Annotated in this window: 17 protein-coding genes; 13 read left to right on the top strand and 4 right to left on the bottom strand. The window is 73.4% G+C overall.

Annotated features, from left to right (window positions below; all coding sequences use genetic code 11):
* Nucleotides 1-8 precede the first annotated feature (8 nt).
* Nucleotides 9-1,157 (bottom strand): acyl-CoA dehydrogenase family protein, encoded by a 1,149-nt coding sequence (locus BKA05_RS14025; protein WP_179531979.1) that lies wholly within the window; start codon nucleotides 1,155-1,157, stop codon nucleotides 9-11.
* 164 nt (nucleotides 1,158-1,321) lie between these two features.
* On the opposite strand from BKA05_RS14025, the gene BKA05_RS14020 reads away from it, so the two are divergent.
* The 5 genes from BKA05_RS14020 to BKA05_RS14000 all read left to right on the top strand — a co-directional run bounded on the left by BKA05_RS14020 (nucleotide 1,322) and on the right by BKA05_RS14000 (nucleotide 8,275).
* Complete coding sequence (locus BKA05_RS14020; RefSeq protein ID WP_179531978.1) at nucleotides 1,322-3,016, top strand: ATP-binding cassette domain-containing protein; 1,695 nt, start codon at nucleotides 1,322-1,324, stop codon at nucleotides 3,014-3,016.
* Nucleotides 3,017-3,166: 150 nt separating this feature from the next.
* On the top strand, nucleotides 3,167-4,735 hold the full coding sequence (locus BKA05_RS14015) for a cellulase family glycosylhydrolase (RefSeq protein ID WP_179531977.1): 1,569 nt from the start codon (nucleotides 3,167-3,169) through the stop codon (nucleotides 4,733-4,735).
* Between the two features lie 79 nt (nucleotides 4,736-4,814).
* Entirely contained in the window at nucleotides 4,815-6,599 is a 1,785-nt protein-coding gene (locus BKA05_RS14010) for a DUF294 nucleotidyltransferase-like domain-containing protein (RefSeq protein ID WP_179531976.1), read from the top strand.
* A gap of 7 nt (nucleotides 6,600-6,606) precedes the next feature.
* A complete protein-coding gene (locus tag BKA05_RS14005) occupies nucleotides 6,607-7,194 on the top strand; it encodes an exonuclease domain-containing protein (protein WP_179531975.1) in 588 nt (195 codons plus the stop codon).
* 43 nt (nucleotides 7,195-7,237) lie between these two features.
* Nucleotides 7,238-8,275: a GNAT family N-acetyltransferase gene (locus BKA05_RS14000; RefSeq protein WP_179531974.1), complete on the top strand. Its 1,038-nt coding sequence runs from the start codon at nucleotides 7,238-7,240 to the stop codon at nucleotides 8,273-8,275.
* Nucleotides 8,276-8,597: 322 nt separating this feature from the next.
* Here BKA05_RS14000 and BKA05_RS13995 read toward each other — a convergent pair whose 3' ends face one another.
* The gene (locus BKA05_RS13995; RefSeq protein WP_179531973.1) at nucleotides 8,598-9,893 is read right to left on the bottom strand and encodes a S1C family serine protease; all 1,296 of its coding nucleotides are present in this window, start codon (nucleotides 9,891-9,893) and stop codon (nucleotides 8,598-8,600) included.
* 110 nt (nucleotides 9,894-10,003) lie between these two features.
* Here BKA05_RS13995 and BKA05_RS13990 point away from each other — a divergent pair, with 110 nt between their 5' ends.
* The 3 genes from BKA05_RS13990 to BKA05_RS13980 all read left to right on the top strand — a co-directional run bounded on the left by BKA05_RS13990 (nucleotide 10,004) and on the right by BKA05_RS13980 (nucleotide 15,233).
* Nucleotides 10,004-11,623, top strand: a complete 1,620-nt coding sequence (locus tag BKA05_RS13990) for a long-chain-fatty-acid--CoA ligase (protein ID WP_179531972.1) — start codon at nucleotides 10,004-10,006, stop codon at nucleotides 11,621-11,623.
* 132 nt (nucleotides 11,624-11,755) lie between these two features.
* Entirely contained in the window at nucleotides 11,756-14,716 is a 2,961-nt protein-coding gene (locus tag BKA05_RS13985) for a choice-of-anchor A family protein (RefSeq protein ID WP_179531971.1), read from the top strand.
* A 124-nt stretch (nucleotides 14,717-14,840) separates the two neighbouring features.
* Nucleotides 14,841-15,233: a hypothetical protein gene (locus BKA05_RS13980; RefSeq protein ID WP_179531970.1), complete on the top strand. Its 393-nt coding sequence runs from the start codon at nucleotides 14,841-14,843 to the stop codon at nucleotides 15,231-15,233.
* A gap of 102 nt (nucleotides 15,234-15,335) precedes the next feature.
* Here the strand turns inward: BKA05_RS13980 and BKA05_RS13975 are convergent, their stop codons facing one another.
* Nucleotides 15,336-15,944 carry an HAD family hydrolase gene (locus BKA05_RS13975; RefSeq protein WP_343045685.1) on the bottom strand — a complete coding sequence of 203 codons (609 nt, stop codon included), beginning with the start codon at nucleotides 15,942-15,944 and terminating at the stop codon, nucleotides 15,336-15,338.
* Nucleotides 15,945-16,015: 71 nt separating this feature from the next.
* Nucleotides 16,016-17,305, bottom strand: a complete 1,290-nt coding sequence (locus BKA05_RS13970; RefSeq protein ID WP_179531968.1) for a citrate synthase — start codon at nucleotides 17,303-17,305, stop codon at nucleotides 16,016-16,018.
* A gap of 292 nt (nucleotides 17,306-17,597) precedes the next feature.
* On the opposite strand from BKA05_RS13970, the gene rplM reads away from it, so the two are divergent.
* The 5 genes from rplM to BKA05_RS13945 all read left to right on the top strand — a co-directional run bounded on the left by rplM (nucleotide 17,598) and on the right by BKA05_RS13945 (nucleotide 21,711).
* The gene (gene rplM, locus BKA05_RS13965; protein WP_179531967.1) at nucleotides 17,598-18,041 is read left to right on the top strand and encodes a 50S ribosomal protein L13; all 444 of its coding nucleotides are present in this window, start codon (nucleotides 17,598-17,600) and stop codon (nucleotides 18,039-18,041) included.
* Between the two features lie 29 nt (nucleotides 18,042-18,070).
* Nucleotides 18,071-18,583 carry a 30S ribosomal protein S9 gene (rpsI, locus tag BKA05_RS13960; RefSeq protein ID WP_179531966.1) on the top strand — a complete coding sequence of 171 codons (513 nt, stop codon included), beginning with the start codon at nucleotides 18,071-18,073 and terminating at the stop codon, nucleotides 18,581-18,583.
* Between the two features lie 16 nt (nucleotides 18,584-18,599).
* On the top strand, nucleotides 18,600-19,940 hold the full coding sequence (gene glmM, locus BKA05_RS13955; protein WP_179531965.1) for a phosphoglucosamine mutase: 1,341 nt from the start codon (nucleotides 18,600-18,602) through the stop codon (nucleotides 19,938-19,940).
* A gap of 80 nt (nucleotides 19,941-20,020) precedes the next feature.
* The gene (locus tag BKA05_RS13950; RefSeq protein WP_179531964.1) at nucleotides 20,021-20,914 is read left to right on the top strand and encodes an ATP-binding cassette domain-containing protein; all 894 of its coding nucleotides are present in this window, start codon (nucleotides 20,021-20,023) and stop codon (nucleotides 20,912-20,914) included.
* Nucleotides 20,911-21,711 carry an ABC transporter permease gene (locus tag BKA05_RS13945; protein ID WP_179531963.1) on the top strand — a complete coding sequence of 267 codons (801 nt, stop codon included), beginning with the start codon at nucleotides 20,911-20,913 and terminating at the stop codon, nucleotides 21,709-21,711. The genes BKA05_RS13950 and BKA05_RS13945 overlap by 4 nt, the downstream gene beginning before the upstream one ends.
* Nucleotides 21,712-21,721 lie beyond the last annotated feature (10 nt).

The following is a 21,721-nucleotide window of genomic DNA, read 5'->3' as shown; positions in this document are numbered from 1 at the left end:
TCTGCCTCTCAGAGTCCGAGGATGGTGCGGGCGATGATCTGGCGCTGCACCTCGTTGGAGCCGCCGTAGATGGAGGCCTTGCGGTAGTTGAGGTACGTCGGGACCGTCCGGTGCACCCAGTCGGGCAGGGCGCCCTCCGCGGTGCCGCTGGCGAGTCCGGCCGGCCCGGCCAGGTCGACGAGCAGCTCGGTGACGGCCTGCTGCAGCTCGGTGCCCCTGAGCTTGAGCACGCTGGAGGCCGGGTGGGGCTCGCCGTCGGCGGAGTGGGCGACCACGCGCAGCGCGGTCAGCTCGAGGGCGAGCAGCTCGTTCTCGAGCTCGGCCACGCGCGCGGCGAGCAGCGGCTCCTGGAGACGGTCACCTGCCAGCTGCTTGGCGCGGGCCAGGGCGTGCTTCGTGGCCCCCACCGGGGCGACCCCGACGCGCTCGTTGCCGAGGAGGAACTTGGCCATCGTCCAGCCCTGCCCGGGCTCGCCGACGAGGTTCTCGCCGGGGACGCGGACGTCCTCGAACCACACCTCGTTGACCTCGTGGCCGCCGTCGATGAGCTCGATCGGGCGGACCGTGAGCCCCGGGCTGGTCATGTCGATGAGCAGCATGGAGATGCCGGCCTGCTTCTTCACCTCGGGGTCGGTGCGCACGAGGGTGAAGATCCAGTCGCCGTGCTGACCCAGGGTGGTCCAGGTCTTCTGGCCGTTGACGACCCAGTCGTCGCCGTCCCTGACGGCGCTGGTGCGCAGGCTCGCGAGGTCGGAGCCGGCGTCGGGCTCGGAGAACCCCTGGGACCACCAGATCTCGCAGGAGCGGGTCTTCGGGAGGAAGCGCTCCTTCATCTCCTGGCTGGCGAACTGCGCGAGCACCGGCCCGATCATGGAGGCGTTGAAGGCCAGCGGGACAGGGCAGCCAGCCGCCTGCATCTCCTCGAGGTAGAGGTGGCGGCGCAGGTCGCTCCAGCCGCGCCCGCCCCACTCCTCGGGCCAGTGCGGGACGGCGAGGTCGTGGTCGTCGAGCAGCTTCATGCTGCCGGCGATCTCCTCCTTGGAGAGCTCTCGGCCCTCCAGCACCTTGGTGCGGATCTCCTCCGGCACCACGGTGGTGAAGAAGGTCCGCATCTCCTCGCGGAAGGCCTGGTCCTCGGGCGACAGGGCGAGCTGCATGGAGTCACTATGGCGCAGGTCACCAAGCGCCGCGCCACCCCCCGTCTCGGGTCTCGTGGCTCGCTGCGCTCGCACCTCGTGCAGCGACCCGGCCGGCGGCGCGAGACCCGGCCCGGCGATATCGACGTGACCGCAGGCGGGGTGATCGCGGAGAATCCTCGGACGTGGGACACGTGGACGTCGCCGGGGTCAGGTACGAGCTGCCCGACGGGAGGGTGCTGCTCGACGACGTGTCGTTCCGGGTGGGGGAGGGCGCCAAGGTCGCGCTGGTCGGCGCCAACGGTGCCGGGAAGACCACCCTGCTGCGCATCGTCACCGGCGACCTCGTCCCGCACGCGGGGGTCGTGACGCGCAGCGGTGGGCTGGGCGTCATGCGCCAGGACGTGAAGGCCGGCCTCGGCGAGGACCCGACGGTGGCCGACCTGCTGCGGAGCGTCGCCCCGCCGCGGGTGCGCGCCGCCGCCGACGAGGTGGACCGCCTCGAGCTCGCGCTGATGGACAGCGACGAGGAGGCCACCCAGATGCGCTACGCCGAGGCGTTGGCGGAGTACGCCGACGCCGGCGGCTACGACCTCGAGGTCACCTGGGACGTGGTCACCAGCGCGTCGTTGGGGGTGCCCTACGAGCGCGCGAAGTACCGCGCGCTGTCGACCCTGTCCGGCGGTGAGCAGAAGCGGCTGGTGCTGGAGTCGCTGCTCAGCGGCCCCGACGAGGTGCTGCTGCTCGACGAGCCCGACAACTACCTCGACGTCCCCGGCAAGATCTGGCTCGAGCAGCGGCTGCGCGCTAGCGACAAGACCGTGCTGATGATCAGCCACGACCGCGAGCTGCTCGACAACACCGCGACCCGGGTCGTGACCGTGGAGCTCGGGTTCGCCGGGAACACGGTGTGGACCCATCCCGGTGGCTTCGCGTCGTACCACCAGGCGAGGAAGGACCGGTTCGCCCGCTTCGAGGAGCTCCGCAAGCGGTGGGACGAGGAGCACGCCAAGCTCAAGGCGCTGGTGCTGCGGCTGAAGGTGAAGGCGGAGTTCAACGACGGGATGGCCGCGGCCTACAAGGCCGCACAGACCCGGCTGCGCAAGTTCGAGGAGGCCGGCCCGCCGACCGCGCAACCGCGCGAGCAGCAGGTGACGATGCGGCTCAAGGGCGGGCGTACCGGCAAGCGTGCGGTGGTCTGCGAGCGGCTCGAGCTCACCGGCCTGATGCGCCCCTTCGACCTGGAGGTCTGGTACGGCGAGCGCGTGGCCGTGCTCGGCTCGAACGGGTCCGGCAAGTCGCACTTCCTGCGGCTCCTGGCCGCGGGCGGCACCGACCCCGAGGTCGGCAACCGCCCGGTCGGGGAGAACCCGATCAAGCCCGTCGAGCACACCGGCCTGGCCAAGCTCGGTGCCCGGGTGCGGCCGGGGTGGTTCGTGCAGACCCACGACCACCCCGAGCTGGTCGGTCGCACGCTGCTGGAGATCCTGCACCGCGGTGACGGGCACCCCGACGGCCGCCAGGGCATGGGGCGCGAGCAGGCCGCGCGGGTGCTGGACCGCTACGAGCTGGCCGCCTCCGGTGAGCAGACCTTCGAGTCCCTCTCCGGGGGTCAGCAGGCGCGCTTCCAGATCCTGCTGCTGGAGCTCTCCGGCGCGACGCTGCTGCTGCTCGACGAGCCGACCGACAACCTCGACGTGCAGTCGGCCGAGGCGCTCGAGGAGGGCCTGGCGGCCTTCGAGGGCACGGTGCTGGCGGTGACCCACGACCGGTGGTTCGCCCGCGGGTTCGACCGCTTCCTGGTCTACGGAGCCGACGGCGAGGTCTACGAGTCCGACGGGCCCGTGTGGGACGAGGGACGGGTGCAGCGGGTGCGGTAGCCCGGCCGGGACGAACCGTGCGCAAGCACGCGACGGGCCGCCGTGTCATACCCCATTGTGGGTACGTCCGACGTCGCGGCGCCGGTCCGGATTCGTACGGTGCCGCGACCTTCCCGCCCGGGATGGTCGTGTCTTCCGCAAGGATCCCCCATGTTGCACCTCCACCGCGTCCTGGCCGCTGCAGTCGGCGGGACGCTCCTGCTCGGCGGCGTCCAGGCCGTCGCGACCTCGCTCCCGCCCGACACCCCGAGCCCGGCGGTCACGCCGGGCGGTGGTGACGGCGCCGAGCGCAGGACCGACGGCTACCGCGCCGTCCCGGCACGCCGGGTCGAGCTCACCAGGACCGCCCGTACCCTCCGGGTGCGCGCCGTCCGCCCCGGTCGCGCTCGCGTCCACGTCCCGCCCGGCGAGGCCCTGACGGGGTTGCCGACCGGGACCCCGGTCGACGGCAGCGCCTGGTTCCGAGCCCGGCGCGGGGACCACGTCGCCGCGGTCGTCGTGCGCGAGCACGTCGGCGACGAGCTGGTGCAGCGGCAGGTGAGCCGGGTCCGCCTCTCCCGCGGCGAGTGGACCGAGGTGCGGACCCCGCTGACGACCGACGAGGCGGGCTCGAGGCTCACCGTCGTCGTCGCGGCCGACGCGACGGGCGGGACCGTCGACGTGCGCATCCGCGACGTGGACCTGGGCGTCACCGGGGCGGTGACCCCGCTCGAGGAGCCGACGGTGCCGGCCGAGCCCGAGGAGCCGACGGTGCCGGCCGAGCCCGACGAGCCGACCGTGCCGGCCGAGCCCGACGAGCCGACCGTGCCGGCCGAGCCCGAGGAGCCCGTGGCGACCGAGCCCGGGGGCGCCGGGGTGCTGACCAACGGCTGCACGTACACCAAACGGGGTATCCCGGCTTGCGGCGCCTACCTGGGCGCCACCTACGGCGGGAACTCCGACCCCGCGGTGCTGGAGGGGCAGCTGGGGCGCCGGCTCGGCGTCCGGCGCACCTTCTACACCGGCAGCGGCGTCAGCTCCGCGGTGCGCAACGCCACCGCGGACCTGGCCGCGGGGCGGCTGCCCTGGATCAGCTTCAAGCTGCCCCACTCCTGGGAGCAGATGGCCGCCGGCGCCGGGGACGCCTGGGCGAAGGACCTCGCCACCCGGCTGAGCCGGCTCGACGGCCCGGTCTGGGTCGCCTTCCACCACGAGCCCGAGGGCGACGGTGACATCGACGCCTGGCGCAGGATGCAGGAGCGGCTCGCGCCGCTCGTGCGCTCCGCGGCGCCGAACGTCGCCTACACCGTGGTGCTGACCGGCTGGAACCAGTTCTTCGGCAAGGCCGAGTACAGCCTGGCGAACCTGTGGCCGCGGGACACCAAGGTCGACGTCGCCGGCTTCGACCTCTACAACGAGTACGGCGTGCGCAAGAACGGCTCCACGATCACGCGCTGGCCGGACTTCGACACCGAGTACTTCGCCAAGATCCAGCAGTGGGCCGACGCCCGCGGCATCGCCTGGGGCATGGCCGAGTGGGCCTACACCGACGAGGGCCACCGCTACGACAAGGACTGGATCGAGAAGACCTACCACCAGATGGTCGCCCGCGGTGGCGTCGCGGCGGCCTACTTCGACACCGAGCTGAACGCCTACGGCTCGTGGCTGCTCGGCACCGACAGCAAGCGGGCCGACCTCGCGGCCGGGCTGCGGGGCTCCGCGGCGCTGCCCCTGCCCTGACGCCGGGCCCGCGCCGAGGGCGGCGGGCAGGGACCTCCGTCCCTGTCCCGTCGACCCCCGGCGCGGGCAGGATGGCGCCATGGGTGACCGGCTCCCGCCCGAGGTCCTCGCCGACCTCGTCGACCTGCTCGCCGGGTGTCGCGCCTTCGAGGGCGTCCCCCGCCAGCAGCTGCGCGGGGCCGCGCGCGGCATCGAGGTGGGCTACCTCGCGGCGGCCGAGGACGCGCCCGGACCGCTGGTGGTCATGCGCGGGGCGCTGCGCGTCCTCGATCCCGCCGGGACGGTGGTCGACGTCGTCGACGAGGGGGAGTACGCCGCCCCCGGGCCGTCCGCGAGGGTCGAGCCGGTGACCAGCGCGCTGGTGGCCTGGCTCGACGAGAGTGCGGGCGCCCTGGCCTGGTCGGCGGCGCGCGACCCGTCGTGGCGGGCACCCGCCACCGGGTCGACCACCCGCCTGCACGCGACCCCGGTCCGAGCCGTGATGAGCAGCCCGGTGCTGATGGTCGAGCCCTCGGTCACCTGCCGCGAGGCGGCGGTCCTGATGCGCGAGCAGCGGGTCTCCTCGGTCCTCGTCGCCGGCCGCGACGGCCCGGGGGTCCTCACCGACCGCGACCTGCGCTCCCGGCTGGTCGCCGAGGGGCGACCGGCCGACACCGTGGTGGCCGAGGTGGCGTCGTACCCGGCGCTGGTGGTGGGGGCCGAGGTGACCTGCGCCGAGGCGCAGCTGGAGATGCTCTCCGCGGGCGTGCACCACCTGCCCGTGACCGAGGGCGACCGCGTCGTCGGGATGGTGACCTCGACCGACCTGCAGACGCTGGAGGGGCGCAGCCCCCTCGCGGTGCGCGCGGCGGTCGACCGCGCGGGCAGCGTCGACCAGGTCGCCGCCGCGATGGCCGAGCTGCCGGGTTCGGTCGCGCGGATGCTCGGCGACGGGGCCGGCCCGCACGAGGCGGGGCGGGTGGTCGCGACGGTGACCGACCGGGTCCAGCGCAAGCTGCTCGACCTGGCCTTCGACGACCTCGGCCGGCCCGAGGGGCGTTTCGCGTGGCTGTGCTTCGGCAGCCAGGCGCGCCGCGAGCAGACGGTGCTCACCGACCAGGACACCGGGCTGGTGCTGCCGGAGGGTGCCGATGACACCCAGGACGCGGCGTGGGCGGCCGTCGCGGCGTGGGTCACCGACGCGCTGGAGCGGGTGGGCTACCCGCGCTGCCGGGGCGGGGTGATGGCCTCCGAGCCGCTGTGGCGTCACGACATGGCCGGCTGGCACGCCCGGCTGGACGCCCTCGTGCGCCGACCGACCGAGCACCACCTGCTGGAGAGCGCGATCGTCTTCGACGCCCGGGTGGTGACCGGCTCGGTGACGGTGGCCGACCTGCTGGGGCCCGCCCTGGCCGGAGCGGTCCGCGACGCCACCTTCCGGGGTCGGCTGGCCCGGGTCGCCACGACGCACCGACCACCGCTGGGCTTCCTGCGCCGGCTGACCGTGGAGCACCGGGGCGAGCACCGCGGCCAGCTGGACCTGAAGAAGGGGGCCCTGCTGCCGGTGGCCGACCTGGCCCGGCTGACCGCCGTGGCGCGGGGCGGCCCCGAGGTCGGCACCGACGAGCGGCTCGTGGCGGCGGCCGAGACCGGGGCGATGTCGCGCGAGCTGTCCGGGACGCTGCGGGCCGGCTACACCCTCGCGCTCGGGCTGCGCCTGCAGCGGCACGCGGAGCTCTTCGCGGCCGGGGAGCCGCTGTCCAACCACGTGGACCCGACCGAGCTCGACCCGTGGGTACGCGCGGAGCTGCGGGAGTACTTCCGGGCCGTCCGGGTGGCGCAGGAGCACGTCGCGTCGACGTACCTCGTGGGGATGCTGGGGTGAGCCCGCGGTGAGGAGCGCTCGTCGGGTGGACTGGCGCGAGGCCGACCTGCTGGTGCTGGACTTCGAGGCCACGGGCGCGGACCCGCGGACCGCGCGGCCGCTCTCGGTCGGCTGGGTCGGGGTCGTCGGCGGTCGGGTGCGCGCCGCGGAGTGCGGGTACGCCGTGGTCCGGCACCACGACCCGGTGCCGGTCGCGGCGCTGGCCGTGCACGGGCTGACGCCTGACGTCGTGGCCGCCGGACGACCGGTGGAGGAGGTGCGCGGGGAGCTGGCGCCGATGCTGGAGGGGCGGGTGCTGGTCGCGCACCACGCCCCGCTCGAGGTCGCCCTCCTGCGCGGGTGGGGCCTGCGGCCGGACGCGGTGCTGGACACGCTGGCCCTCCTGCGACGGCTCGACGAGCGCGCCGGCCGGCCCCGCGCCGACGTGACGCTCGCCGGTGCGGCGCGCCGTCTGGGCGTGCCGGCGGCACGGTCGCACCACGCGTTCGGCGACGCCTGGACGACGGCGCTGCTGCTCCTGGGCCTCGCGGGGGACCTGGAGGCGGAGCGCGGCACCGTGAGTCTCGACGACCTGCTGCGGCTGGGGCGGGCGTAAGTCGGTGGTGGACGGGGCGGCGCCCGGGCAGGATGTCGGTCCCGTGAGCACCGTGCAGATCACCCGCGTCGACGTCCACGACGATGCCGCGCTCGCGGCCTGGCACGACCTGGTGGACCGCTCGGAGCGGCACGACCACGGCGACCTGATGACGATCTGGACGCTGCCCGAGCTGACCGCGGAGCTGCGCTCGGGCCGGCGCCAGGTGGCCTCCGCGGCGTACGTCGGCACGGTCGACGGCGCGCCGGTCGTCTGGGGGATGACGATGCTCCCGCAGCTGGACAACCTGGGCACGGCCGACCTCGGGGTGGCCGTGCCGCCGGAGCACCGGCGTCGTGGGCACGGCTCGGCGATGCTGCGGCACCTGGAGGCGGAGGTGTCCGGGGCGGGTCGATCGGTGCTGACCGCGGAGGTCATGTGGCCGGTGGCGGCGAGCCGCGACGGGGTCGGCCAGGCGGGCGTGGAGTTCGCGCGGCGACAGGGCTTCACCGTCGGCAACGTGGAGGTGAAGCGGGTGCTGCGCTGCCCGGTGGCGACCCAGCGGCTCGACGAGCTCGCGGCGTCGGCCGCACCCCACCACGCCGGCTACACCCTGCGCTCGTGGACCGGCCCGGTGCCCGAGGACCTGCTGGAGAGCTGGGCGGTGCTCACCTCGAGCCTGACCAGCGAGGCCCCCAGCGGTGACCTGCACGTCGAGCCCGAGGCCGCGGACGTCGAGGCGGTGCGCGAGAACGAGCAGCTCTTGGTGGCGCAGGGGCGCACGGCATACCGGTGCGTCGCGATGGCGCCGGACGACACCCCGGTCGCCTACACCGAGCTGGTGACGACGGTCCACGAGCCGGGGCGGGCCTACCAGTGGGGCACGCTCGTGCACGGTGACCACCGCGGCCACCGGCTCGGGCTGGCGCTGAAGGTCGCCACCCAGCGGGCGGTGCAGGAGGCCGGTGCGGTCGACCCTGCCGGCCCGGTCGACCACGTGCTCACCTGGAACGCCGACTCCAACGCGCACATGGTGGCCGTCAACGAGGCCTTGGGCTTCGAGCCGGTCGAGTGGTGCGGGATGCTGCAGAAGCGGCTCTGACCGAAGCCGGTCTCATCCGTCACAGGGGGCTCAGGAATCACGCGGCGGAGATAGTCCGCATCACAACGAATGCTGCGCGCGCGCTGAGGGTGACATCGAATGCGTCGTATCCCGCGCGCCGGCTCACCCCACCAACCCCGCCAGCACCAACCGCCCCACGAGGGACGCCACGACCCCCGCCCCACCCGGGAGACGGACCGGTGGGACGGGGGTCGTGGTGGACGGCGGGTGCGGAGGGAGGGGCCGCACCCACCGTCCGGTCCCGGCGCAGCGACGCCACCGGGAGGTCGGTGATCCGCGAGGGATCAGGACGGGGGAGGGGTCATGACTGGTCCGCGTCGGAGTCGAGCACGAGCGTGGTCGTCTGCTCCTCGCCGTCGCGCTCGTAGGTCACGGTGACCTCGTCGCCGGGGCGGTAGGAGCGGATCGTGGCCACGAGGGAGTCGGCGCTGGTGATCGCGGTGTCGTCGATGCCGGTGATGACGTCGCCCTCCTGCAGACCGGCCTCGCCGGCGGTGGAGCCGGCGCCGATGGTGCGCACCTGCGCGCCGTCGGTCACCAGGGCGCCGTCGGTCGACCCCGGGACCGAGCCGTCGCGGCCGGTCCCGACGCCCACGTCGCTCACCGAGATGCCGAGCCGGGCGTGCGTGGGCGCCTCGCCGGCGGCCATCTGCTCCACGATCGGCATGATCTCGTCGATGGGGATCGCGAAGCCCAGGCCGATCGACCCACCCTCGCTGCTCTGGCCGAACGGCGTGCTCGAGCCGGTCGTGCGGATCGAGGAGTTGATGCCCACGACCCGGCCGGCGAGGTCGACCAGCGGACCACCGGAGTTGCCGGGGTTGATGGCGGCGTCGGTCTGGACCGCGGGGTAGACCGTCGCGTTGCCCTCGCTGTCGGTGCCGACGTCGACGGGGCGGTCCAGCGCCGAGACGATGCCGCTGGTGACGGTGGCGTCGAGGCCGAAGGGGCTGCCGATGGCGACGACGTCCTGCCCGACGGCCAGGGCGTCGGAGCTGCCGATGGTCGCCGGGGTCAGGCCGGAGACGTCCTGGGCCTGGATGACGGCGGTGTCGGTGAGCGGGTCGAGACCGAGGATCTCGGCGCGGGCGTGGCTGCCGTCGGCGAAGTCGACCGTGATGGTGCCGCCCTCGGCGGCCAGCTCCACGACGTGGTGGTTGGTGAGGATCTGGCCGTCCTCGGTGAGGATGACGCCCGAGCCGGAGCCACTGCCCCCGCCGCCGGAGACGTTGATCTTCACCACCGAGGGGAGCACCGCCTCGGCCGCGGCCTGCACCGAGCCGTCGGTCGCGGCGGGGGCCGGAGCGGCGTCCAGGACGGGGGAGGCACTGGTCGCGCCGGTCGTCGAGGTGCCGGAGGCGGCCGGCTCGGGGCCCCACTCCTGCCAGGCGGCGGCCCCGCCCACGCCGGCGGCGCCACCGGCGAGCACGGCCGTGGTGAGCACGGCGGCCGCGAGGCCCGCCCGACGGCGCGGCGGCGGCGGGGGAGCGGCGTACGCCGGCTGCTCGGTCTGCCAGAGGGGACCCAGGTCGCGGGTCGGCTCCTGCAGGTGCTCGGGGGTGGCCCCGCCGTGCTGCGGGTCGGGCGTCTCGGTCATGGCTCCACTGTGCAGAGCCAGTCTGTGAGCCGGCTTAGAGAGCGCTGGGTGGTCAGGAAGAAGTGACCCCCACCCTTGAGTCCGCCTGTGACCTGGACCACAATGACAGCATGACTGTCACGGACGCGTCCACGGACCTGATCGACACCTCCGACGCCCCGGAGCCCCGTTTCGTCGACGACCGGCTCGCCCACTGGGCGGCGACCACGCCCGACGCGGAGTGCTTCACCTACCTCGGCCGCAGCTGGACCTACGCCCAGACCGACGACCGGGTACGCCGCTTGGCCGGCGCCCTCCACGGGCTGGGCGTCCGGCGCGGCGACACCGTCTCGTTCCTGGACAAGAACCACCCGGCCTGCGTGGAGCTCAGCCTGGCCGCGGGGTCGCTGGGGGCGGCCAACGCGATCATCAACTTCCGGCTGGCCGGTGACGAGATCGACTACGCCGTCAACGACTCCGGGGCCAAGGTGCTGCTGGTGGGCACCGAGTTGATTCCCGTCATCGAGGGGATCCGCGATCGGCTGACCCACGTCGAGCACGTCATCGAGGTGACCCCAGAGGGCGGCGAGGGTGACGCCTACGAGCAGCTGCTCGCGGGCGCCGAGCCGATGGCCCGGCCCGACGAGGTCTCACCCGAGGACACCTGCCTGGTGATGTACTCCTCCGGCACCACGGGGCGTCCCAAGGGCGTGATGCTCAGCCACGCCAACATGGTCGCCCACACCCTCAACGCCCACGACGGCTGGGGCTTCGCCCCCGGTGACAAGTCGATGGTCGCCATGCCGCTGTTCCACGTGGGCGGCTCCTCCTACGTGCTCTTCGGCCTGCACGACGGCATCCCCAGCGTGATGACCCGCGACCCCGACGGCGCCTCCCTGGCCGGGGCCATCCTCGCCGGGGCCAACCGGACCTTCCTGGTGCCGGCGGTCCTCGCCCAGGTGCTGCAGGCCGGCCCGGACGCGGTGAAGCTCTTCGGCGCGCTCAAGACCTACACCTACGGCGCCGCCCCGATGCCGCCGCCGCTGCTGCGCGCTGCCATGGAGGCCTGGCCCGACACCGACTTCCTCCAGGTCTACGGCCTCACCGAGGTCGCCGGCGTGGTCACCCACCTGATGCCCGACGACCACCGCACGGCGATCCCCGACGGCCACCCGGAGCGGCTGGTCTCGGCCGGGCGGGCCATCCCCGGCGTGGAGGTGCGCATCGTGGACCCCGGCACGCTCGAGGACGTGGCGACCGGCGAGCCCGGCGAGATCTGGCTGCGCACCCCGCAGCGCTTCCAGGGCTACCTCAACAAGCCCGAGGCGACCGCGGAGGTCGTCACCGAGGACGGCTGGTTCCGCTCGGGGGACCTCGGGCGGTTGGACGCTGACGGGTACCTCTTCGTCGAGGACCGCCTCAAGGACATGATCATCAGCGGTGGGGAGAACATCTACAGCCCCGAGGTCGAGCGGGTCCTCGCCGAGCACCCGGCGGTGATGGAGGTCGCCATCATCGGCGTACCCGACGACCGGTGGGGCGAGTCGGTCAAGGCGGTGGTGTCCTTCCACGAGGGCGCCAGCGCGACCGAGGAGGAGCTCATCGCCTTCTGCCGCGAGCACCTCGCGCACTACAAGTGCCCGCGCAGCATCGACGTGCTGGAGATGCTCCCGCGCAACCCGACCGGCAAGATCCTCAAGCGGGACCTTCGCCAGCCCTACTGGGACGGGCGCTCCCGCCAGGTGAACTAGGGGCCGGTCTGGACCAGCGGGTCCCTCGCGGGGACCCGTCAAACACCCTTCCTCAACAAGACCCCCACGGCCGGGCAACAGCCCGCGAACCGGTGGCACGGTGGGCTCACATCCACTGACCAGGGGGGTCACATGCTGGGGGGCACACCACGGCGCGCGCCTGCGCGCTCCACCAGGGGCGGGCGACCGCTCGACCACGGCGGCACCCGCGCCGCCGACCGCACCGCCGACCGCACCGCCGACCGCACCGGCGCCGGTCGCGCCCTGGCGGTGGCCGGCACCGGTGCGGCGCTCGCGTTCACCGCCGTCCTGGTGCCGGGCCTGCTGCTCGAGGGCAGCTCGGCCACCGGCACCAGCTGCACGCCGGTGACCCAGCCGCTGGGCCCGGCCACCGGCTTCACCGAGTTCGTGCGGACCGACGGTCAGCGCGGTTCGGAGTCCGAGGGCGCCATCGCCTACGGCGGCAACCTGCCGACCGCCATGACCGTCGGCACCCGGCTCACCTCGGCGGCCGGTGCGCCGACCCTGGTGGTCGCGGGCAGCCACGGCCAGTGGTTCAACCTGCAGAAGGGGTCGGCGTACGTCGTGCCCCAGTCGGGCGTGAACTTCAACGGCGGCGGCAGCTACCTCGCCAGCAACCCGATCGACTTCGCCGCGGGCTTCACCTACCTCGAGGGCCTCTCCGACGACCTCGCGACGAGCGCCGCGACCGGCACGGTCTCGGTCGGGAGCGCCGGCGGGAACCAGGTGCTGGTCCTCAGCGGGTCGAACGCCGGCCGCAACGTCTTCAGCCTCACCGCCGCGCAGCTGGCCTCGCAGTCGGGCATCGGCTACGACGTGCCCGCCGGCTCCCAGGTCCTGGTCAACGTCACCGGCTCGGCCCCCAGGGTCACCGGTCAGATGTGGATCCAGCAGGGCGGCGGCTGGCAGCAGGTCAGCGACACCACGATGGAGAGCTGGCCGGGCATCCTGTGGAACTACACCGGTGCCGACACCTTCACCGTCCAGGTCGGCTCGGCCTGGGGCGGCACGATCCTGGCGCCTCGCGCCTTCGTGGACGTGGCGTCGGCCGGCCACACCATCGGCCAGATCATCGCGCGCAAGCTCAGCTCGGGCTTCGAGACCCACCAGCGGCTCTTCCCGAACACGCTGTGCGTGCCGGGCGCCGGTGGCGGCACGGGTACGCCGACACCCACCGCGTCCGGGTCGGCCACACCGACCGGTGGCCCGACGGCCACGGTCACCGTGACCGAGACCGCGACGGCCACCGCCACCGCGACCCAGACCGCGACGGCCACCGCCACCGCGACAGAGACCGCCACCGCCACCGCCACCGCCACCGCCACCGCGACGGCCACCGCGACGGCCACCGCCACCGAGACGGTCACCGAGACCGCGACGGCGACCACGACGGCGACGGTGACCGAGACGGCCACCGCCACCGCGACCGCCACGCAGACGGCGACCGCCACGGCCACCGCCACGGTCACCGAGACGGTGACGTCCTCGCCGTCGCCCACGGCGTCGCCGACCACCCCGGGCGGTCCCGGCGGCACGCCGGAGAGGTCCGACGTGACGATCCTCAAGAGCGTCTCGGACGCCGCGCCGGAGGGTGGTGACCAGGTCACCTACACGCTGGTCGTCACCAACCAGGGCACGGCGCCCGCTACGGGGGTCGTCGTCCGTGACGACCTGCCCTCGGGCGTCACCTACGTCAGCAGCAGTCCCGGGTGCGCCATCGCCGGGAGCGTGCTGACCTGCACCGTGGGCGACCTCGACCCCGGCGAGTCGGTCTCGCTGCAGATCGTGGCCACCGTCAACCCGACGGCCGGCGCCGGCCGTCCGGTCGACCCGCAGTCGCACCACTGGCTCACGCCGTACAAGTCCGAGCAGCAGATCGACCTCGAGCCCGGCCAGACGCGCACCGTCACCGTGGACTGCGTCGACGGCGGCATCGTGACCGACGGCTCCGTGCGCATCGACCACGTCGACCAGGGCACCGGCGATGCCTCCGACGTCCACGTCCTCTACGCCGGCTCCCCGACGACCAGCACCTGGAAGGCGATCGTCCGCAACGACGCGACGGGTCGCGCCCAGGCCAAGGCGTTCGTCGCCTGCCTCCCGGCCGAGACCGGTGTCGCGGACAGCCAGGTGGGCACCGGCAACAGCCACACCCACCAGCTGCTCGCCGACCCCGACCTGGTCACCGACACCCGGGCGCTGCCTGCGGGCACCACCTCGATGACGGTCACCTGCGCGGCCGAGGGCACCTTCCCCATCGCGCCGACCCACGCCCTGAGCGGAGGCGAGGCGTGGCTGGTGGGCTCCGAGCCCGCGGGCGGCCGCACGTGGGAGTTCACCTTCCTCGTCGACGACCCGACGACCGCCACGGTGGGGGTCCGCTGCCTGCACCTGACCACCTCGGCGGTCCAGGGCCACACCCACGACCTGCAGCACACGATCGAGTCCACCGCGGCGACCGTGCCCGCGGGCGCGAACGTGGAGCGGCAGCTGCACTGCCCCGACGACGCCAAGGGCATGGTCTCGGGCTGGCGCGTCCCGCCCGGCGTCCTCGCCGTGGGCAACGACCCGCGGCTGAAGACCCGGGCCTTCCGGTTCCAGAACACCTCGGCCTCCGACCGGCAGGTGACCATGTGGCTGGTGTGCTTCAAGGACCGCACCACCGTGGAGTCGATCGGCACGGGCTCGCCGCTGCTGGTGACCAACGTGGCTCGGGTGAGCTCCACCTCCGAGGACGCCGACCCGGGCAACAACCAGGGCACCGCGTCGATGCTGGTCGAGCCCGGCGACGACAACGTCACGCTCCCGCCGGTGGCCCTGCGGGTGGGCAAGAAGCTGCAGCTGCAGGTCCTGTCCGCCGTGCCCGGCACCAGCAAGGTCGTGGTCAGGGCGGGCGGCAAGAAGCTGGCCAAGGGCCGCCTGGTCCTCGACCCCGACCACCAGACGCCCGGCACCGTGGAGCTCACCAGGAAGGGCAAGCGCCTGCTGGCCCGTACCGACGTGGTGGCGACGGTGACCGCGGACCCGAGCCGCGGCCGCACCGCTCGAGGAAGGGTGCAGCTGCAGGGGTGAGCCCTGCCCCGCCGGCGGGCGTGGGTCGAGACCAGGCACCGGTCACGACCCACGCCCGTTCTGCGTCTCCGGGGCCGTGCCGGGGCGTTGGCGTGCCCCGCCCGCTCCTGCGATCCTGGCGCCCATGCGGTTCACCGAGCACGAGATGACCCGGGCCATGGAGGCGGCGGCCAAGTCGGTCCTCGCGCTGCGCCGAGCCAACCGGCGGCGCGACGTCGAGGTCGTCTGGGCGGAGATGACCCGCTATCAGCGCTACCAGGTCCTGGACTCCCTCGGCGACCAGGTGCTCCCCGTGCTGGTGGCGCTCCCGGACGTCGAGGTCGCCGCCGGCACCCGCCCCACGTTCACCGACGCGCAGGTCACCGCCGCCGTGCAGGAGCAGATGGCCGCGGAGGGCGGCGGGCGGCTGCGCAGGGCTGTGGTCCTGCGGGCCCGGGTCGCCCTCGTGCAGGCGGCCCTCGCCGGCGTACCCCCTCGGCAGGATCCGGACGCGCTGGTGGTCCCTGACCACCTGTGAGTCGATCCGGTTTCACCACCCGGGTGGTGAAACCGGCGCTTGTCGACCGGAACTCCGGACGACAAGCGCCAGTTCCATGAGACCAGTGCGCCGGCCGGTGGGTCAGACGGGCAGGCCGAGGGCGCGCAGGTCGGTGCGCAGGGTGTCCGCGTCGGTGAAGACCAGCCCGTGCAGGCCGCAGGCGATCGCGGCCTCGACGTTGGAGGCGCGGTCGTCGACGAAGACCAGCTGGTACGCCGGTAGCCCGGAGCGCTCCACGGCCAGCCGGTAGGCGGCCGGGTCCGGCTTGGCCACGCCCTCCGTGCCGGACACGACGACGGTGCCGAGCAGGCCCAGGACGGGGAACAGCCGTGGGGCGTGGGGGTGGTAGAGCTCGTCGGACCAGTTGGTCAGCCCCCACTGGCCGATCCCGGCCGCGTGCAGCTCGCGGATGAGCGCCTCGGTGCCGGGGACCGGGCCGCGCAGCGAGGCCTCGAAGTGGCGGCGGTAGGCCCGCGCGTGCGGCAGCCAGTGCGGGTGGGTGCGCTCGAGGTCGGCCTCGGCGTCGTCCCAGGAGTCGCCGGAGTCGGGACCGTGGTTGTAGGCCATGAAGTCGACGTCCTCGGCGTCGAGGAAGCGTCGTGCCTCGACCTCGCCGACCCCTGCTGCGATCGCGTGGAAGGGGTCCCAGTCGACGATCACGTTGCCGAGGTCCCAGACGACCCCGCGCACGCGCGAACCGTCCGGAGACGGGACGACCCCGGACACGGGGTCCGGGGTCGTGCCGAGTGGAGCGGGGTGGCTCATGCCCAGCGCTGCTCGCGCGGGGTGAAGTCGAGACCACGGTCGCCCATGTAGAGCTGCTTGGGGCGAGCGATCTTCTGCTCCTTGTCCTGGGTCAGCTCCAGCCACTGCGCGAGCCAGCCGGGGGTGCGGCCGATGGCGAAGAGGACCGTGAACATCTCCGGCGGGAACTGGAAGGCCTCGTAGATCAGGCCGGAGTAGAAGTCGACGTTGGGGTAGAGCTTGCGCTTGACGAAGTACTCGTCCTCGAGCGCGATCTTCTCCAGCTCCAGCGCGATCTCGAGCAGCGGGTTGACCCCGGTGACCTCGAAGACGTCGTCGCAGGCCTTCTTGATGATCTTCGCGCGCGGGTCGTAGTTCTTGTAGACGCGGTGCCCGAAGCCCATCAGGCGCTCGTTGCCGTCCTTCACGCCCTTGATGAAGGCGGGGATGTTCTCCTTCGACCCGATGCGGCGCAGCATCCGCAGCACGGCCTCGTTGGCGCCACCGTGCAGCGGGCCGTAGAGCGCGCCGATGCCGGCGGCGACGGCGGAGTAGGGGTCGACCTGCGAGGACCCGACGGAGCGGACCGCGTTGGTCGAGCAGTTCTGCTCGTGGTCGGCGTGCAGGATGAACAGGGTGTCCAGCGCCTTGACGAGGCGCTCGTCGGCCTCGTACTTGCTCTCGCTCATCTTGAACAGCATCGAGAGGAAGTTGGCGGTGTAGGACAGGTCGTTGTCGGGGTAGACGAACGGCTTGCCCTGCGCGTGGCGGAACGACCAGGCGCCCAGGGTCGGCATCTTCGCGATCATGCGGACGATCTGCATCTGCCGGTTCTCGGCGTCCTGGATCATCCCGGCCTCGGGGTAGAACGTCGAGAGGGCCCCCACCGACGCCATCAGCATCCCCATCGGGTGCGCGTCGTAGCGGAAGCCCTCCATGAAGCCCTTCACGTTCTCGTGGACGAACGTGTGGTAGGTGATGTCGTGCACCCACTGCTCGTACTCCACCTTGGAGGGCAGCGAGCCGTGGATGAGGAGGTAGGCGACCTCGAGGAACGTCGAGCCCTCGGCGAGCTGCTCGATGGGGTACCCGCGGTACTCCAGGATCCCCTTGTCACCATCGATGTAGGTCACGGAGGAGCGGCAGGAGGCGGTGTTGACGAAGCCGGGGTCGTAGACGGCCAGTCCGGGCGCGTCGTCAGCGGCCTTGATCTTCCCGAGATCCGCGGCCTTGATGGCGCCGTCGGCGATCGGGACGTCGTACTCCTGTCCGGTGCGGTTGTCACGGACGGTCAGAGATTCGGTCACGCCTTGCGACTCTAGCCCGCTCCGGCTGCGAGCGGGAATCCGGCGTCCCACGGAGCGACCCCTCGCCCGTTTTGGCGTACGCCGCCGGCGGCCCTAGTCTTGTCGGTCGCGACCTCTGCCGCGTGCTGGCCCTCGGGCCGGCGTGCAGATCTGGACGTGAGCCGCACCCGTTCTCCTCGCCGAGGAACCGGGTGGGTCGGTGCGAACCAGGCCGTGTTCGTCAGCGGTCGCAGCAGCACCACCCCGTCCGGGGCCTCCGGTCGGGACCGACGAACGAACAGGTAGTACTGCCGTGCGCACCTACAGCCCCAAGCCCGCTGACATCCAGCGCGAGTGGCTCGTGATCGACGCGACCGACGTCGTGCTCGGTCGCCTCGCGACCCACACCGCCAACCTCCTGCGGGGCAAGCACAAGCCGACCTTCGCCCCCCACATGGACATGGGCGACTTCGTGATCATCGTCAACGCCGAGAAGGTCTCCCTCTCCGGCTCCAAGGCGACCAAGAAGATGGCCTACCGCCACTCCGGCTACCCGGGCGGCCTGTCCTCCACGCCGTACGGCGAGCTGCTGGACAAGGACGCCCGCAAGGCCATCGAGAAGGCCGTGTGGGGCATGCTCCCCAAGAACAAGCTGGGCCGCCAGATGCTGAAGAAGCTGAAGGTCTACTCGGGTCCCAACCACCCGCACGCCGCCCAGCAGGCCACCCCCTTCGAGATCAGCCAGATCTCCCAGTAATCGCCACCGCAGAGGATTTGAGGACCACCATGGCTGACTCCGCCACCACCGAGACCACCGAGGTCGAGGAGACCTTCACCACCGACGAGCAGGGCATCGCCTACAGCTCCGAGTCCGCGCCCTCGGCCGACGCCGAGCTCCGCCCGGCCACCATCGCCCCCGCCGCGGCCACCGGCCGCCGCAAGGAGGCCGTCGCCCGCGTCCGGATCGTCCCGGGCACCGGCGTGTGGACCGTCAACGGTCGCACCCTGGACTCCTACTTCCCGAACAAGCTGCACCAGCAGGTCGTCAACGAGCCCTTCGCCGAGCTGCAGCTCGAGGGCCGCTTCGACGTCATCGCCCGCATCCACGGCGGCGGCATCACCGGTCAGGCCGGCGCCCTGCGCCTCGGCGTGGCCCGCTGCCTGAACGCCGTCGACGTCGAGGCCAACCGCCCGGCCCTGAAGAAGGCCGGTCTGCTGACCCGCGACGCGCGCGTGATCGAGCGCAAGAAGGCCGGTCTGAAGAAGGCCCGCAAGGCGCCCCAGTTCTCCAAGCGCTGATCCGGTCGTCTCTCCTGTGGGACGACTCTTCGGCACGGACGGGGTCCGCGGTCTCGCCAATGGCGACCTGACCGCGGACCTCGCTCTGCGTCTGGGCGAGGCTGCCGCGCGCGTGCTCGTCGGCCAGGTCGACGGCCGGCGTCCGCTGGCCGTGGTCGGTCGCGACACGCGCATCTCCGGGCAGTTCCTGGAGCACGCGGTGGTGGCGGGGCTGGCCTCCGCCGGCGTCGACGTGCTGCGGCTGCGCGTGGTGCCGACCCCGGGCGTCGCCTACCTCACCGACCACCTCTCCGCCGACCTCGGCGTGGTCATCTCCGCGAGCCACAACCCGATGCCCGACAACGGCATCAAGCTGCTCGGTCGCGGCGGTCACAAGCTCGACGACGCGGTGGAGCAGGCCATCGAGGCGGCCATGGACACCCCGGTGACCCTGCCGACCGGCGCCGACGTGGGTCGGGTGACGCCGTACGCCTCGACGATCGCCGACTACGTCGAGCACCTCGTCGAGACCCTCGACGTGCGCCTCGACGGGCTCACCGTGGTGCTCGACTGCGCCCACGGTGCCGCCCACGAGGCGGGCCCGAGGGCGCTGGCCGCCGCGGGCGCGCGCGTCATCCCGATCGGGGACCGCCCCGACGGGCTCAACATCAACTCCGGCTGCGGCTCGACCGACCTGACCGCGCTGCGGCAGGCCGTCCTCGAGCACGGGGCCGACGCCGGCTTCGCGGTCGACGGTGACGCCGACCGCTGCCTGGCCGTCGACCACACCGGGCAGGTCGTCGACGGCGACCAGATCCTGGGCCTGCTGGCCGTCGCGCTGCGCGAGCAGGGCCGCCTCGCCGAGGACACCCTGGTGGCGACCGTGATGAGCAACCTCGGCCTGCACCAGGCGATGACCGCCGCCGGCGTCCGGGTCGAGCAGACCGCGGTCGGCGACCGCTACGTCCTCGAGGCGATGCGCACCGGCGGGTTCTCCCTGGGCGGCGAGCAGTCCGGCCACGTCATCCTCAGCCGGCACGCCACCACCGGCGACGGCCTGCTGACCGCGCTGCACGTGATGCAGTGGATGTCGATCACCGGTCGCTCGCTGCGCGACCTCGCCTCCCGGGTGCGGCGGCTGCCGCAGGTGCTGGTCAACGTGCCCGGCGTCGACAAGGACCGCACCGACGACCCCGAGCTGCTGGCGGCGGTAGCGGCCGAGGAGGCCGAGCTGGGTGCCGAGGGCCGGGTGCTGCTGCGGGCCTCGGGCACCGAGCCGCTGGTCCGCGTGATGGTCGAGGCACCCACGCAGGAGCGTGCGCAGGCGGTGGCCGACCGGCTCGCCGACGTCGTGCGCGCCCGTCTGAGCCTGGCCTGAGCCCCGGCCCGACACGCGGCGGTCGCCACCACGCTCGCCCGGTCCTCGCCGAGGCTCCGGGCGCGGTTAGGGTCGGGCGGGTGGAAGCTCCCGCTCTCGAGGTCGCGGGCCTCGGCAAGTCCTTCGGGTCGGTGCGCGCCGTCGACGACCTGTCCTTCCGGGTCGAGCCGGGCCGGGTGACCGGCTTCCTGGGCCCCAACGGCTCGGGCAAGACCACCACGCTGCGGATGCTGCTCGGCCTCGTGCGGCCCAGCGACGGCCGGGCCCTGGTGGGTGGTCGCGCCTACGCCGACCACCCGGTACCCGGTGCGCTCGTCGGCGCCGCGCTCGAGGCGACCGGGTTCCACCCCGGCCGCACCGGGGCGGCCCACCTGGCGGCGTACGCCCCGCAGGTCGGCGCGGACCGGGACCGCTGCCGCGAGGTGCTCGACCTCGTCGGTCTCACGCCCGCGGCCGAGCGGAAGGTCGGGGGCTACTCCCTGGGGATGCGTCAGCGCCTCGGGCTGGCCACCGCCCTGCTGGCGGACCCGCCCGCGCTGGTGCTCGACGAGCCGGCCAACGGCCTGGACCCCGAGGGCATCGTGTGGCTGCGCGGGTTCCTGCGCCACCTGGCCTCCCAGGGGCGGACCGTCCTGGTCTCCTCCCACGTGCTCGGCGAGGTGCAGCACACCGTCGACGACGTCGTGGTCATCGCCCGCGGCCGGCTGGTGCACGCCTCCTCGCTGGCCGAGCTGGCCTCGATGGCGGGGGTGCGCACCTACGTCGAGACCCCCGACCCGGAGCGCTTCGCCGCCCTGTGCGCCGAGCGGGGCTGGGAGTGCGCGGCACGCGGCGCCGGGCACGAGGTGGCCGACGTGCCCGCGGCCGCGGTGGGGGCGGCGGCGTACGCCGCGGGGCTGGAGCTGCACCAGCTCGCCACCCGGGGCGCGGACCTCGAGGACGTCTTCCTTCGACTGACGGGAGCCGCGGCATGAGCAGGTTCACCGCGGCGCTCGCCGCCGAGTGGCGCAAGCTGACCAGCACGGCCCTGTGGTGGGTGCTCGCTCTCGGGATGGCCGCCTACCTCGCCTTCGTCGGCGCGGCCATGGCGTTCTCGCTGACCGTCGCGCCGGAGGGCCAGGCGCCGCCGCTCGGCGGGCTCGACGCGGCGCTCACGGCCTACGGCGTGCTCAACGCGGTGGGCTACGTGTTCCCGCTGGTCGTCGGCACGCTGCTGGTGACCACCGAGGTCCGCCACAAGACCTTGACCCAGACGCTGCTGGCCGAGCCGCGCCGGGGCGTCGTCCTGGGCGCCAAGCTGGTGCTGGCCGCGGGGATCGGACTGCTCTACGGGCTGGCCGGCGTCGTGGGCCTGGTGGCCGCGGCCGCCCCCGTGCTGTCGGCTGCCGGCGACGGCGCCTACCTCGGCGTCCCGCAGGTGCTGCGGGCGCTGCTGCTGGGGGTGCTGGTGACCGGGCTGTGGGCCGTGCTCGGCACCGGCTTCGGCGCGGTCGTGCCGCACCAGGTCGCCGCCGTGGTCGCGATCCTCGCCTTCACCCAGTTCGTCGAGCCGATCGGCCGGCTCGCGCTCGGCGCCGTCGACGGGCTGTCCGTGGTCTCCGCCTACCTGCCCGGCGCCGCCGCCGACGCCGTCGTGGGCGCCAGCCTGTTCAGCCAGATGGGCGACGTCGACCTGCTGCCCGCCTGGGCCGGCGCGCTCGTGCTGCTCGGGTACGCCGCCGCCCTGGCGCTCGCCGGGCGGCTCACGACCTTCGCACGGGACGTGGTCTGACCGCCCCGCC

The organism is Nocardioides marinus (assembly GCF_013408145.1).
Taxonomy (GTDB): Bacteria; Actinomycetota; Actinomycetes; order Propionibacteriales; family Nocardioidaceae; genus Nocardioides; species Nocardioides marinus.
This window is presented reverse-complemented; position numbering and strand designations above follow the sequence as displayed.

Excerpts from the sequence above, each read along its gene's own strand:
- BKA05_RS13945 (WP_179531963.1), top strand. The coding sequence starts at position 20,911 with ATGAGCAGGTTCACCGCGGCGCTCGCCGCCGAGTGGCGCAAGCTGACC.
- BKA05_RS13990 (WP_179531972.1), top strand. The coding sequence starts at position 10,004 with ATGACTGTCACGGACGCGTCCACGGACCTGATCGACACCTCCGACGCC.
- rpsI (WP_179531966.1), top strand. The coding sequence starts at position 18,071 with ATGGCTGACTCCGCCACCACCGAGACCACCGAGGTCGAGGAGACCTTC.
- BKA05_RS13980 (WP_179531970.1), top strand. The coding sequence starts at position 14,841 with ATGCGGTTCACCGAGCACGAGATGACCCGGGCCATGGAGGCGGCGGCC.
- BKA05_RS13995 (WP_179531973.1), bottom strand. The coding sequence starts at position 9,893 with ATGACCGAGACGCCCGACCCGCAGCACGGCGGGGCCACCCCCGAGCAC.
- BKA05_RS14015 (WP_179531977.1), top strand. The coding sequence starts at position 3,167 with ATGTTGCACCTCCACCGCGTCCTGGCCGCTGCAGTCGGCGGGACGCTC.
- BKA05_RS13985 (WP_179531971.1), top strand. The coding sequence starts at position 11,756 with ATGCTGGGGGGCACACCACGGCGCGCGCCTGCGCGCTCCACCAGGGGC.
- BKA05_RS14025 (WP_179531979.1), bottom strand. The coding sequence starts at position 1,157 with ATGCAGCTCGCCCTGTCGCCCGAGGACCAGGCCTTCCGCGAGGAGATG.
- BKA05_RS14010 (WP_179531976.1), top strand. The coding sequence starts at position 4,815 with ATGGGTGACCGGCTCCCGCCCGAGGTCCTCGCCGACCTCGTCGACCTG.